This window comes from Streptomyces sp. CAI-85 (genome assembly GCF_013363615.1).
In the GTDB taxonomy this organism is placed as follows: domain Bacteria; phylum Actinomycetota; class Actinomycetes; order Streptomycetales; family Streptomycetaceae; genus Streptomyces; species Streptomyces antibioticus_B.
Map to the genome: position 1 here is coordinate 31,588 of NZ_JAANNX010000017.1, position 13,080 is coordinate 44,667.

The following is a 13,080-nucleotide window of genomic DNA, read 5'->3' on the forward strand; positions in this document are numbered from 1 at the left end:
CTGAACGGCGATTGTCGGTGCCCGGTGTTTTCATGGAGGCATGGGTAGCAGGAGTGTCGCCGTCGAGCGTCTGGTCGGGGCCGGGCAGGGGGCCGTGTGGGAGGCGTTGACCGATCTGCGCGGGATGGAGCGGGTGCTCAGCGGGGTCAGCGAGGTCGAGGTGCTCACCGACGGGGCGTTCGGTGTGGGGACCCGCTGGTGTGAGACCCGCCGGATGTTCGGCAAGGACGCCACCGAGGAGATGTGGGTGACGGTCAGCGTGCCGCCCGAGCGGTACGTGGTCGAGGCCGAGTCGCACGGATCCCGGTACGTCTCGGCCTGGGACCTGATCCCGGCGGGCCCCTCGGCGACGACCGTGTGCATGACGTTCTCCGCCACCCCGACCGGCGGGGTGAGCGGCCTGCTCGCCAAGCTCATGGGCGGGCTGGGCGAGCGGGCGGTGCGCAAGGCCATCGCCAAGGACCTCGCCGACGTCGCCGCGGCGGTCGAGAACCGCGGCGCCTGAAGGACCGCCCTGACCTCAGATCGTCGCCGCGTCGATCACGAACCGGTAGCGGACGTCGCTCGCCAGCACCCGCTCGTACGCGTCGTTGATCTCCTGCGCGCCGATCAGCTCGATCTCCGCGCCGATGCCGTGCGCCGCGCAGAAGTCCAGCATCTCCTGGGTCTCCCGGATGCCGCCGATGCCGGAGCCGGCCAGTGTCTTGCGGCCGCCGATCACGGAGAACAGGTTGAGGGCGACGGGCTCCTCGGGCGCGCCGACGTTCACGAACGCGCCGTCCGTCCTCAGCAGCGACAGATAGGCGTCGAGGGGGAGCGGCGCCGACACCGTCGACAGGATGAGGTCGAAGGTGCCCTTGAGGTCCTTGAACGTCCGCTCGTCACTCGTGGCGTGGTAGTGGTCGGCGCCCAGCTTCAGGCCGTCCTCCTTCTTGCGCAGCGTCTGGGACAGCACGGTCACCTCGGCGCCGAGCGCGTGGGCGATCTTGACGCCCATGTGGCCGAGGCCGCCCAGGCCGACGATCGCGACCTTCTTGCCAGGGCCGGCGTTCCAGTGCCGCAGCGGGGAGTACGTGGTGATGCCGGCGCAGAGCAGCGGCGCGGCCTCGTCCAGCGCCAGGGTGTCGGGGATGCGCACGACGTAGTTCTCGTCGACGACGATCTTCTGGGAGTAGCCGCCGTAGGTGGGCTCGCCGTCCTTGCCGATCGCGTTGTACGTACCGACGCCGCCGCCGGTGCAGTACTGCTCCAGGCCGGCCGCGCAGTTGTCGCACTCACGGCAGGAGTCGACCAGGCAGCCGACGCCGACCCGGTCGCCGACGGTGAACTTCGTGACGCCGGGGCCGACCTCGGAGACGACGCCGGCGATCTCGTGGCCGGGGACCATCGGGAAGATCGCCTCGCCCCAGCCCTCGCGGGCCTGGTGGATGTCGGAGTGGCAGATGCCGGCGAACTTGATGTCGATCAGGACGTCGGACTCACGGACCGCGCGACGCTCGATCGTCGTGCGCTCCAGCGGTGCCTTGGCTGCGGGTGCGGCGTACGCGGCAACGGTGGTCATGCCGGGGTCTCCTAGCGGGGGGTTCGCGGTCCGGTCCGTCGTCGGACCGGGTACGGCGTCCAGCCTGCCCGCCGCCGCCCGGCTCACCCAGCCCACGCCTTTGCGTACGACCGCCGTGCCTACCACCGGCAAGGTCAGGCTGACGGTCGTACGACCGTGAATACTGGACGTATGGACGAACAGCCCGGACTGTCCGGCGCGCCCCTGGACCGGCGGGCCGAGCTGAGCGAGTTCCTGCGCACCCGGCGGGCCCGGCTGAAGCCGCAGGACGTCGGCCTGCCGGACTTCGGCAGGCACCGGCGGGTGCCCGGACTGCGGCGCGAGGAACTGGCGCAGTTGGCCGGGGTGTCGGTGGCGTACTACACGCGCCTGGAGCAGGGCAACGGGCGGAACGTGTCGGCGGAGGTGCTGGACTCGATCGCGCGGGCGCTGCGGCTGACCGACGCCGAGCACGCGCACCTGACGCATCTGGCGAAGCCGAAGCACAAGAAGAAGCACACCGCGCGACCCCAGCAGGTGCGGCCGGGGCTGCGGCAGTTGCTGGACAGCATGGACGGCGTGCCCGCGTACGTCGTCGGGCGGCGCGCGGAGATCCTGGCCTGGAACCGGATGGCGGCGGCGGTCTTCGGCGACTGGGCGGAGCTGCCCGTGGCCGAGCGGAACTGGGCCCGGCTGGTCTTCCTGGACGCCGGCTACCACGAACTGTTCGTCGACTGGGAGCAGAAGGCGATCGACGTCGTCTGCGCGCTGCGCATGGACGCCGGCTGCTACCCCGACGATCCGCGGCTGTCCGCGCTCGTCGGGGAGCTGTCCGTCAAGAGCGAGGAGTTCCGGCGGCTGTGGGCGACCCATGACGTCAAGGAGAAGAGCCACGGCGTGAAGCGGCTGCGGCATCCGCTGGTGGGCGAACTCTCCCTGAACTTCGAGGGGTTCCGGCCGGCGGGCGACGGCGACCAGACGATGTGGGCGTACCACGCCGAGCCGGGTTCGGCGTCGGCGGAGGCGCTGCGGCTGCTGGCCAGTTGGGGGACGGACGCGACCCGGGCGGGGTCCCAGACCCAGACCCCGTCCTCCTGACCGCGCCCCTCCCCCGAAACCCCCGTACTGGAGCCCTCGTACGACCGGCTCAGGCCGCTCCCGCGTTCTCCTTCACCGTGATCTTCCCCTTGCGGATGGTGGCGAGGCGCGGGGCCTTCTTCGCGATGGAGGAGTCGTGGGTGACCATGATGAAGGTCAGCCCGTGCTCCTTCCACAGGCTCTCCAGCACCTCCATGATCTCGTCGCGCATGCTCTCGTCGAGGTTGCCGGTGGGCTCGTCGGCGAGGAGCACCTTCGGCTTCTTCACCAGCGCGCGGGCGATCGCGACACGCTGCTGCTGGCCGCCGGACATCTCGGACGGCAGATGCCCGAGGCGTTCGCCGAGGCCGACGGAGCGCAGCGCCTCGGCGGCCCGCTCGCGCCGCTCCTTGACCTTGACGCCGAGCGGGACGAGGGCGGTCTCGACGTTCTCCTGCGCGGTGAGCGTCGGGATGAGGTTGAACGACTGGAAGACGAAGCCGATGTTCTCGCTGCGCACCTTGGTCAGCTTGGCCTCGGACAGCTTGGCCAGATCGGTGCCGTCGAGGACGATCTCGCCCTCGGAGGGCCGGTCGAGGCCGCCGAGCATCTGGAGCAGGGTGGACTTGCCGCCGCCGGTGGGGCCCTGGATGACGAGCCGGTCGCCGTCGGCGATGGTCAGGTCGACGCCGTCGAGCGCGTGGACGGTGCCCTTGCCGCGGGTGTAGCGCTTGGTGACGCCTCTGAGTTCGTACATGGGGAGGACAACTCCTGGTGTGGGTGAGGGGGTTGGCTGCGCGAAACGCCTGTTCCGCGCGCCTACTCGACGCGGCGCAGCGCGTCCGCGGGCCGCAGCCGGGAGGCGCGCCAGCCGCCGAACGCCCCCGCGATCAGACCGCCGGCGACGGCGAGGCCGACGGCCGTCACCACGGTGGTCACGCTGACGGGCGCGGTGAGCGCCACGTCGAGCGTCTTGGACGCCGCCTCACGCGCGGGGCCGCCGAAGCCGCCTCCGCCGCCCGGACCGGCCATGCCGCCGGGACCGCCCTGGCCGCCGCCCCCGCCGCTGCCGAGCTGGGCCTGGAGGGTGGGGCTGACGGCGGTGACGGCGTAGGCGCCCGCGAGGCCGAGGGCGATACCGAGGACGCCGCCGAGCAGGCCGTTGACCATGGCCTCGCCGACGACCTGCCGGGTGACCCGGCCGGACTTCCAGCCCAGCGCCTTCAGCGTGCCGAACTCGCGGACCCGGCGGGAGACCGCCGAGGAGGTCAGCAGACCGGCGACCAGGAACGCGGCGACGAGGACCGCGATCGACAGCCACTTGCCGACGTTGGTGGCGAGGGAGGAGGCCGTGGAGAGGGAGCCGGACACGGTGTCGGCGAGGTCGGCGGAGGTCGTCACCGTCGTACCAGAGACGTTCTTCTGGATGGTCGACTTGACGCTGTCGATCTGCTGGGAGTCGGTCGCCTTGACGTAGATCGTGGTGACCTTGTTCTTGGACTCGCTGAGGGTCTGCGCCTGGGCCAGCGGGATGTAGACGTTGGCGGCGGAGTCGCCGCTGTCGGCGGTGGCGACGCCGATCACCTTGAACTTCACGCTCTTGACGGTGATCGTCGAACCGACCTTGAGCTTCTTCTCCTTGGCGTACGCCGAGTCGACCACGGCGACCTTGCCGCTGGTCTCGGCGGAGGTGAAGGTACGGCCGCTGGTGATCTTGGAGGAGGTCAGCGGGCCCAGGTCGGGCCGGGTGACGTCGGTGCCGAAGACGGAGTAGCTGTTGACGTCGAAGTCGGCGCCGCCGCCGCGTACTTCACCCTGCGGCTGGCCGCTGCCGCCCCCGCCGGGGCCGCCCTGACCGCCGCCGTTGCCGCCGTTGCCGTTCTGCTGGAACTCGCCGCGGGTGAACTGGCCGCTGACCTTGAGGACTTGGAGGCTCAGTCCGCCGACCGCGTCGGAGACGCCGTTCTGCTTGCCGACCTTGGTGACGGTCGACGTGGACAGGGTCTGGAAGCCCTGGACCATCACCCGGTCGGTGCTCTGCTCCTCGTCGGAGTCGCCGTCCCGCGCGTCGAACTGGAAGCGCGGACGTTCGGAGGTGCTCGCGCTGGGCGAGGCGGCCTTGGTGACCGTCATGTCCGTGCCCAGGCCGTACAGGGACTGGAGGACCTTGTCCTGGGCCTTCCCCATGCCGGAGGACACGGAGGAGACCACGATGACCAGCGCGATACCCAGCGCGAGCCCGGAGGCGACGACGAGGGCCGCCTTTCTGCGGCGGCGCAGTTCGCGCCTCAGGTAGGTGAAGAACATGCGCCGCACGGTAGGTACGGCGCGTGATGACTGGATAAGGCGGAAATAAGAGAACCATGAGAAGGCTGTGATCGGCCCCGGAAACACCGATGCCGCCCCTGAGGGCGGCACCGGAAAAGCTGTGGATCCCGAAGGGTCCGGAGGGGTCCGGAAGGGCTGTCAGACGGCCGAACCGGCCTTCCACTGCGCCCAGTCCATGTTCCAGCCGTTGAGGCCGTTGTCCGGGGAGACCGTCTTGTCGCCGGTGTTCTGGACGACCACGACGTCACCGACGATGGAGTTGTCGAAGAACCACGCGCCCGGCGTGCTCTTGTCGTTGGCGCCCTTGGTGTCGGACAGGCCGACACAGCCGTGACTGGTGTTCACCGAGCCGAAGATGGACTTCGCGCCCCAGTAGTTGCCGTGCACGAAGGTGCCCGAGGTGGTCAGGCGCATGGCGTGCGGGACGTCCTTGATGTCGTACTCGCCCTTGCCGTCGTCGTCGGTGAAGCCGACCGTCGCGCCGTTCATCCGGGTCTCCTTGAACTTCTCGGAGATCACCATCTGGCCTTCGTACGTCTTGTTGTCGGGCGAGCCCGCGGAGATCGGGATGGTCCGGACCGTCTTGCCGTCCTGCGTGACCTTCATCTGCTTGGTCTTCGCGTCGACGTAGGTGACCTGGTTGCGGCCGATCTTGAAGGTGACCGTCTTCTGCTGGACGCCGACCACACCGGCCGCGCCCTCGACGCCGTCGAGGTCCAGCTTCAGGGTGACGGTGGAGTCCTCCTGCCAGTAGTCCTCGGGACGGCAGTCCATGCGCGTCGTGGAGAACCAGTGGCAGACGACTTCCTGGTTGCTGCTGGTGGTGACCGAGACGCCCTTCTGCACGGCCGCCTTGTTGGTGATCTCCTTGTTGAAGTTGATGGAGACCGGCATGCCCACGCCGACGGTCGAGCCGTCCTCGGGCGTGAAGTTGCCTATGAAGCTGTTGTCCGGGGAGACCGTGGTGAAGGAGGCGTTCTCATGGGCCTCCAGGCCCTTGGAGTCCTTCGCGGTCGCCGCCACCTTGTAGGTGGTCGAGCGCTCGAGCTGGGCGCTCGGCTTCCAACTGGTCTTGTCGGCGGAGAGGGCGCCCTCGACGGCGGTGCCGTCCGCGGTGGTCATCTTCACCTCGGTGAGCGTGCCCTTGCTCACGGTGACGGCCGCGGAGTTGTTGATGGAGGCGTTGTCGGAGCCGTCCTTGGGCGTGATCTCGATCTGCGCCTCGGAGGACTTCTGCGCGGCCGCCTCGTCGGCCCTGGCCTGGGAAGACCTGTCGCCGCCGTCGGACGCGCTGCTGTCACCGCTGGAACACGCAGAGAGCACCAGAACACCGCCGAGCAGTGCGGACGCGGTCATCAGACCTCGGCGCCGCCTACTGTCCGTCATCACACGCTTCTCCATCGTTGCCGATTTCCCGAACCCCGAGAGTCCCCGTCAAGAGCTTCAACGCTACGACCGGTTCGTCCCGTTCCACATTGTCCCAAGGTGTGGGGCATGCCACGTCCACGGGGTGGTGGGCCGCCCGGGGCGGGCGGCGCGGGTGATGCGGGTGCCGGTCGGTGCGCCCACTGAGACGACGCGACCCCGGGTGGCGGTTGCCGTCCGGGGTCACGATTTCCCCAAGACGATCAGCCGGCGCCGCCCGCGCGCGGGTCGTCGTCGCCCTCGTCGACGTCTTCGTCCACGTCATCCTCGTCGACATCTTCGCCGTCCAGGTCCCAGTCCGGCGAATCGGGGTCGTAGTCGACGCGTTCGCTGGACCAGGACGCCTGCTGGAGTTCCACCCCGGGCACCTCGCCGACCAGGTCGAACGGGTCGACCAGCGAGGCGAGCGCCTCGGCGGTGTCTTCCGTCACAGCGCTCGCGGCCAGGGCCTGCTCCGCCTCCGGGATCCGCGGACCGTCGGGATCCTCGGCGTCCCGGGCGATCCGTTCCAGCGCGGCCCGCGCCACGGCGTCCTCGTCATGAATTTCCAGGACCAGTTCCACGCGAAGACGGACAAATCGTGATGTCTTTTCGGCACTCATGCCCGGAGCGTACGGCTGGTTCGTCCCGCAACTTTCCCGCGACCCGCGCCTTTCATTAGCATCGGGCCACACGGCCAATTCGCCAGCGCCACAAGGGGATCGATATTCCGTGTCATCCGCTCGCCGTCCGTTGCTGACCGCCACCGCCGCGGGGACCCTCCTGGGCGCCCTGTGGTTCGTCCCGTCCGCCAACGCGTCCCAGGACGCCCCGGCCAGAACGGAGACGACGACGCAGGTCACCACCCAGGCGCGCGCCGCGTCCACGACGACGTCCAGCGCGACGTCCACGACGGCCACGACCACGGAGTCCGGCACCGCGACCGTCACCGACGCCACCACGACGACGGACGACGGCACCCGCCTCGCCGACACCGGAAGTTTCGACACCACGCCCTACGTCGTGGGCGGAACGTCGCTGCTCGCCCTGGGTGCCGGATTCGTCGTGTATTCCGTTCGCCGGGAACGTCTCGGATTTTGAATTGACTTGACTCTTTGTTGACAGCCCGTTCATAGTCCGCTCATGAAGAGATCATCGGGGGCGCGGCTGTGCGCCACTGCCGCGGTGGGCGCGCTGTCGCTCGCGCTCGTGACGGGTTGTGGATCGTCGGACGAGGGGTCGAAGGACTCCGGGGGCTCGAAGGGTTCCTCCTCCTCCTCGTCGGCCGCGGCGTCGGACGCGAAGGCGCTGACCAAGGCCGAGCTGGAGAAGCTGCTGCTCGCCCAGGGCGAGATCAAGGGATTCAAGGTCGACTCGGGCGACGACACCCTGCCGGCGTCGAAGTCGCTGGTGAAGACGGACAAGGCGGAGTGCGACCCGCTGGCCTGGTCGACGGCGGCGCTGGCCCCGGGCGACACGGACGCGAGCGTCGGCAACACCGTCTCGGAGGACAAGGCGTCGTCCGCCCCCACCTCCCTGGAGGAGCTGGACGAGGACGCCTTCGCGGACGCGTTCAACCTGGACATGACCTTCGTGGGTCTGTCCTCGTACGACGGTGACGGCGCGGAGAAGGCCATGAAGGCGGTCTCCGACGGTGTGAAGGCGTGCTCCTCCGGCTACGCCCTCAAGGCCGAGGGCGAGACCACCAAGGTCACCAAGGTGGCCCCCGCCGAGGGCACCGGCGGCGGCGACGAGGCGATCGCCTTCTCCGAGGACGTCGACATGGACGGCGAGGGCACGGCCACCTTCCACACCGAGGTGGTCCGCAAGGGCAACACCATCGCCACGTTCTACACCGTGAACTTCGCCGCGTTCGGCACCGGTGAGGCCATGAAGATCCCGGCCGCCGTGGTGCAGGCGCAGGTCGCCAAGCTCAAGTAGCCCAGCAGACATACGAAGGGGCCCTGCCGTCTGGTGACGGCAGGGCCCCTTCAACTGCCCTACCGCAGCGGCCCCGTGACCGACTCCGCCGCCGCGACCAGACGCCCGTCGCGCACGAACGCGTCCGCCGCCGCGAGGTCCGGGGCCAGGAAGCGGTCCGGGCCCGGGCCCTGGACGCCCGCCTCGCGTACGGCCGCGATGACGGCCCGGGTCGCGGGCGCCGGGGTGAGGCCCTCGCGCAGCTCCACGCCGCGGGTGGCGGTGTACAGCTCGACGGCGAGCACGCGCGTGAGGTCGTCGACGGCCGTGCGCAGCTTGCGCGCCGCCGACCAGCCCATGGACACGTGGTCCTCCTGCATCGCGGAGGACGGGATGGAGTCCGCGGAGGCCGGGACGGCGAGCCGCTTCAACTCGCTGACCAGCGCGGCCTGTGTGTACTGGGCGATCATCAGGCCGGAGTCGACACCGGCGTCGTCGGCGAGGAACGGCGGCAGGCCGTGGCTGCGGTTCTTGTCCAGCAGCCGGTCGGTGCGCCGTTCGGCGATGGAGGCGAGGTCGGCGACGGCGATCGCGAGGAAGTCGAGGACGTAGGCGACCGGCGCGCCGTGGAAGTTGCCGTTGGACTCCACGCGTCCGTCGGGCAGCACCACGGGGTTGTCGACGGCGGCGGCCAGTTCGCGTTCGGCGACCAGGCGGGCGTGGGCGATCGTGTCGCGGCCGGCGCCGGCGACCTGCGGGGCGCAGCGCACCGAGTAGGCGTCCTGGACGCGGGGCGCGTCGTCCTGGTGGTGGCCGGTCAGCTCCGAACCGGCGAGCACGGCGAGCATGTTGGCGGCGGAGTCGCCCTGCCCGGGGTGCGGGCGGATGGCGTGCAGTTCGGGGGCGAGGACCCGGTCGGTGCCGAGCAGGGCCTCCAGGGAGAGGGCCGCGGTGATGTCGGCCGACGTGTAGAGGCGGTCCAGGTCGGCGAGGGCCATGATCAGCATGCCGAGCATGCCGTCGGTGCCGTTGAGGAGGGCGAGGCCCTCCTTCTCGCGCAGTTCGACGGGCTCGATGCCGTGCGCGACGAGCAGGTCGCCGGCGGGCGCCACGACGCCGTCGGGGCCCTCCGCGTCGCCCTCGCCCATCAGGGTCAGGGCGCAGTGCGAGAGCGGGGCCAGGTCGCCGGAGCAGCCGAGGGAGCCGTACTCGTGGACGACGGGGGTGATGCCGGCGTTCAGGATGTCGGCCATGGTCTGCGCGACCTCGGGCCGTACGCCGGTGTGTCCGGAGCAGACGGTCTTCAGGCGCAGGAACATCAGCGCGCGCACGACCTCGCGCTCCACGCGCGGGCCCATGCCGGCGGCGTGCGAGCGGACGATGTTGCGCTGGAGCTGGGTGCGCAGTTCCTGGCTGATGTGCCGGGTGGCGAGGGCGCCGAACCCGGTGGAGACGCCGTAGACCGGGTCGGGCTTGGCGGCCAGGGCGTCCACGATCCCGCGGGCCGCGGCGAGGGCGGCGAGCGCCTCCCCGGACAGTTCGACGCGGGCCCCGCCGCGCGCCACGGCGAGCACGTCGGACGCCGTCACGCCAGATGTCCCCACCACCACAGTGTGCATATCCATATTCAGGAGCGTAGGCGGTGAAGACGAAGATGTCACCAGTGGAACCCCGGTTCGCCCCTTACCGATCGCGTCACACCCGGGAGGCGGTCAGGACCGGCCCCGGAACCGCCGACGCTCGGCCGCCTGCTCGCGCGGCGGCTCGTCGGCCAGGCGCACGACGGGGTCGTCGGGCCCCTCCCGGCCCGCGACGACCGGCCGGGAGGGGCCGCGTATCGCCTTGGCGCGGTACTGGGCGGCGTCGGCCAGCCGGAAGAGCCGGCGGGCCGAGCGGACCGGCCCGATCGGGTCCTCGGTGGAGGCGACCCCGCAGGCCACGCCCTCGCCCAGCTCCAGTTCATCGGCGCGGCGGCAGAGTTCGCCGGCCACCTTGACCACGGCGTCGGCGGGCGGCCCTGCCGCCAGCAGACAGAACTCGTCGCCGCCGAGGCGGGCGGCCAGGGCGCCCGGCAGCATCGCCCCGCAGAGCGACAGCACCGAGCCGAAACGTTCCAGCAGGCGGTCGCCGACCGCGTGCCCCCGGGTGTCGTTGACCCGCTTGAGCCCGTTGAGGTCGCACACCACCAGGCTGACGACGGTGCCGTCCGCCCGGTGCCGTTCGATCGCCTCCTCCAGCCGTACGTCGACGGCGCGGCGGTTGGCGAGACCGGTGAGGGCGTCGGTGAAGGCCAGCCGCCGGGCCTCCTCCAGCCGCTCGGTCTGGGCGATCCCGGCGGCCACGACGGCGGCCAGGACGGTGGCGAAGTCGGCGTCGGCCCGCGCGAACACCGTGGCGCCGGCCGCGCGCGCCACGTACAGCTCGCCCCAGGCGCGGCCGTGCAGCACGATCGGCGCGACCACGCAGGAGCCGCGGCCCCTGCGGCGCAGGGCGGCGACCCGCTGGTGGCAGTAGCCGGGCCGGCCCGCGGCGGGGCCCTGGGCCGTCTCCACCCAGGCGTCGGGCTCGCCGCCGGACGCCCAGCGCTCGTGCAGGAACTCGGTGATCTCGGGGAACTGGTGCACCGGGTACGCCTCGTCCTCCGGGAACTCGTCCTCCCCGGCGGCGCGGTCGCCCACGTTCACCAGGACGCGCAGCCGGCCCAGATCGCGCTCCCACACCGAGAGCGCGGCGAAATCGCCGTCCAGGGCCCGGCACGCGCCGAGCGCCGCGGCCCGCCACGACTCCCGGGGCGTACGGGCCGCCGCCATCCCCTGTGCCAGCTCCACCACGGCCGCGAGGCGTCTGTCCTCACCCATCTCCCCAGGTTAGGGACATTCGCCGCGAAAGGTGACGTCGGAGGGTCACCCGCCGTGACCGCCCGCCCTTGCTACTCCCCCGGCCACTCGGGCCGCCGCTTCTCGTTGAACGCCGCGACCCCCTCGGCCCGGTCGCCCGAGAACGCCACCGAGCGCCAGGCCGCGTCCTCAACCTCCAGGCCCGCCCGCAGATCGAGCCCCTGCCCGAGCCGCAGCGCGCGCTTGGCCGCCCGCAGGCCCACCGGCGAGTTCGCGGCGATCCGCGCGCCCATCGCGAGGGCCTCCTCGCGGTCCCGCCCCTCGTCCACCAGCACGTCCACCAGGCCCAGCTCGCGCGCCTCGGCCGCCTCCACCCGCCGTGCGGTGAAGATCAGCTCGGCGGCCCGCGCCGCGCCCACCCTGCGGGGCAGCAACTGCGTGCCGCCGCCGCCCGGGATCACCCCCACCGACACCTCCGGCAGCCCCACCACGGCGGTCCGGTCGGCCACGATCACATCGCAGGCCAGCGCCAGCTCGAAGCCGCCGCCCAGCGCGAACCCGTGCACCGACGCGACCGTCGGCACGGGCAGCTCCAGCACGCCGGTGTACGCGCCGCGCGCGACGGGCCGCTGCCGCACCAGGTCGGCGTCGCTGAAGGAGTTGCGCTCCTTGAGGTCGGCGCCGACGCAGAACGCCCGCTCGTGCGTCGAGGTCAGCACGACCACCCGTACGTCCCGGTCCTCACCGAGCGCCGCGCAGGCCCGGGCGACGGAGCGGGCCATCTCGGTCGACACGGCGTTCATCGCCTTGGGCCGGTCGAGCGCCAGCTCCGCGACCCGGCCGCCGTCCCCGTGCCGCCGCACCAGCACGAACTCCCCGAACCGCACCTCACTCATGACACCCTCCGGCTCCACACGGGTTAACGCGGGTTAACATCCCGCCCGCCCGATCATCGCAGGCGGGATCCGGGAGGGAAAGTGCCGCCGGGACGGGGGTGCGTACCGGCGGCACGCCGTGTTCCGTTCGCTGATGTGTGGCCCGTCCACCCGTTCGAGTGATATCTCGCCCAACTCGCCCCTGATCACCCAAGGCAGCGCATACCGTGCCGTCCGCCCCGGCGTTGACGGGGGCGGACGCGCACCGGGAGGGGACGCGATGGTGAGCACACCGGTGGACGACAAGCGTGACCAGGCAGAACACACCCCGATCTGGGCCATGCCGCGCGGCCGGCACCGGCGTCCGCGCCGGCGCAGGGTGCTGTTCGCGGCGGGCGGGCTGGCGCTGGCCGCGGGGGTGCTGAGCCTCGTACGGCTGACCTCGGAGCCGGGCGGTGTCGCCGGGCTCGGCACCGCCGAGGCCGAACCGCACCCCGACCCCGTCATCGGCGGCGCCCCGTCCACCGGCCTCCCGGCCGAGGCGGGCGCGACGGTCTCCCCGACCCCGACGAACGCCTCCCCCATGGGCGGCACCAGCGGGACTCCGACCCCCGAGGCGAGCCGGGTGCCGGGTGCCTCGGCCACCCCGACACCTGCGGCCCCCACACCGGGCACCGGCTCCTCCCCGGTCACGCCCGGCGCGATCCCGCTGCCTCCCCGGGCCCCGTCAGCCGCGCCTTCCGCGCCGTCCGCGCCCGACGACGACGATCCGCGCCCGGCCCCCACGACACCCACCCGTCAGCCGGCGCCCACCCCGTCCGCCACCCCTACGCCCCCGGCCCCGGCCCAACCCGGCCACCCGGGCCTCTGCGTCCCGATCATCGGGCTGTGCGTCGACGCCCTGGGCGGCCAGAACCGCTAGGTGGGCGGGGCGAGCCCATGCACAGTCCCGCGCCCGCCCGGGCCGGTCCGCTGAAGCGGGGGAAGAGCGGGAGAAGACCTCGTCGGCGCCCCGCACCCGCCCCGCCCGGCTCCCGGGTGCCGCAGGCCGGAGCCGCTGAGCGGGCGGGAGGGCTCCCGCGCCCGCCCGCCCCGGCCG

Annotated in this window: 13 protein-coding genes; 5 read left to right on the forward strand and 8 right to left on the reverse strand. The window is 71.8% G+C overall.

Annotated features, from left to right (window positions below; translation table 11 throughout):
• Nucleotides 1-40 precede the first annotated feature (40 nt).
• A complete protein-coding gene (locus G6W55_RS20235) occupies nucleotides 41-505 on the forward strand; it encodes an SRPBCC family protein (protein WP_175522249.1) in 465 nt (154 codons plus the stop codon).
• 15 nt (nucleotides 506-520) lie between these two features.
• On the opposite strand, the gene G6W55_RS20240 is transcribed toward G6W55_RS20235, so the two are convergent.
• The gene (locus tag G6W55_RS20240; RefSeq protein WP_175522250.1) at nucleotides 521-1,561 is read right to left on the reverse strand and encodes an NAD(P)-dependent alcohol dehydrogenase; all 1,041 of its coding nucleotides are present in this window, start codon (nucleotides 1,559-1,561) and stop codon (nucleotides 521-523) included.
• Between the two features lie 171 nt (nucleotides 1,562-1,732).
• On the opposite strand from G6W55_RS20240, the gene G6W55_RS20245 reads away from it, so the two are divergent.
• Nucleotides 1,733-2,638, forward strand: a complete 906-nt coding sequence (locus G6W55_RS20245) for a helix-turn-helix domain-containing protein (protein WP_175522251.1) — start codon at nucleotides 1,733-1,735, stop codon at nucleotides 2,636-2,638.
• Nucleotides 2,639-2,687: 49 nt separating this feature from the next.
• Here G6W55_RS20245 and G6W55_RS20250 read toward each other — a convergent pair whose 3' ends face one another.
• The 4 genes from G6W55_RS20250 to G6W55_RS20265 all read right to left on the reverse strand — a co-directional run bounded on the left by G6W55_RS20250 (nucleotide 2,688) and on the right by G6W55_RS20265 (nucleotide 6,972).
• Nucleotides 2,688-3,374: an ABC transporter ATP-binding protein gene (locus tag G6W55_RS20250; protein ID WP_175522252.1), complete on the reverse strand. Its 687-nt coding sequence runs from the start codon at nucleotides 3,372-3,374 to the stop codon at nucleotides 2,688-2,690.
• 62 nt (nucleotides 3,375-3,436) lie between these two features.
• Nucleotides 3,437-4,924, reverse strand: coding sequence for an ABC transporter permease (locus G6W55_RS20255; RefSeq protein WP_175522253.1), 1,488 nt, complete (start codon nucleotides 4,922-4,924; stop codon nucleotides 3,437-3,439).
• Nucleotides 4,925-5,083: 159 nt separating this feature from the next.
• Entirely contained in the window at nucleotides 5,084-6,346 is a 1,263-nt protein-coding gene (locus G6W55_RS20260; protein ID WP_175522254.1) for an Ig-like domain-containing protein, read from the reverse strand.
• Between the two features lie 227 nt (nucleotides 6,347-6,573).
• Nucleotides 6,574-6,972: a hypothetical protein gene (locus G6W55_RS20265; protein WP_175522255.1), complete on the reverse strand. Its 399-nt coding sequence runs from the start codon at nucleotides 6,970-6,972 to the stop codon at nucleotides 6,574-6,576.
• Between the two features lie 109 nt (nucleotides 6,973-7,081).
• Between G6W55_RS20265 and G6W55_RS20270 the strand changes: the two genes are divergently transcribed.
• Nucleotides 7,082-7,450 (forward strand): LPXTG cell wall anchor domain-containing protein, encoded by a 369-nt coding sequence (locus G6W55_RS20270; protein WP_175522256.1) that lies wholly within the window; start codon nucleotides 7,082-7,084, stop codon nucleotides 7,448-7,450.
• Between the two features lie 42 nt (nucleotides 7,451-7,492).
• Entirely contained in the window at nucleotides 7,493-8,290 is a 798-nt protein-coding gene (locus G6W55_RS20275) for a hypothetical protein (protein ID WP_175522257.1), read from the forward strand.
• Nucleotides 8,291-8,349: 59 nt separating this feature from the next.
• On the opposite strand, the gene hutH is transcribed toward G6W55_RS20275, so the two are convergent.
• From hutH to G6W55_RS20290, 3 genes are all read right to left on the reverse strand, one after another.
• A complete protein-coding gene (gene hutH, locus G6W55_RS20280) occupies nucleotides 8,350-9,888 on the reverse strand; it encodes a histidine ammonia-lyase (protein ID WP_175522314.1) in 1,539 nt (512 codons plus the stop codon).
• A 93-nt stretch (nucleotides 9,889-9,981) separates the two neighbouring features.
• Entirely contained in the window at nucleotides 9,982-11,127 is a 1,146-nt protein-coding gene (locus G6W55_RS20285; RefSeq protein ID WP_175522258.1) for a GGDEF domain-containing protein, read from the reverse strand.
• Between the two features lie 71 nt (nucleotides 11,128-11,198).
• Nucleotides 11,199-12,002: an enoyl-CoA hydratase/isomerase family protein gene (locus G6W55_RS20290; protein ID WP_175522259.1), complete on the reverse strand. Its 804-nt coding sequence runs from the start codon at nucleotides 12,000-12,002 to the stop codon at nucleotides 11,199-11,201.
• A 259-nt stretch (nucleotides 12,003-12,261) separates the two neighbouring features.
• On the opposite strand from G6W55_RS20290, the gene G6W55_RS20295 reads away from it, so the two are divergent.
• Nucleotides 12,262-12,903: a hypothetical protein gene (locus G6W55_RS20295; protein WP_254876351.1), complete on the forward strand. Its 642-nt coding sequence runs from the start codon at nucleotides 12,262-12,264 to the stop codon at nucleotides 12,901-12,903.
• Nucleotides 12,904-13,080 lie beyond the last annotated feature (177 nt).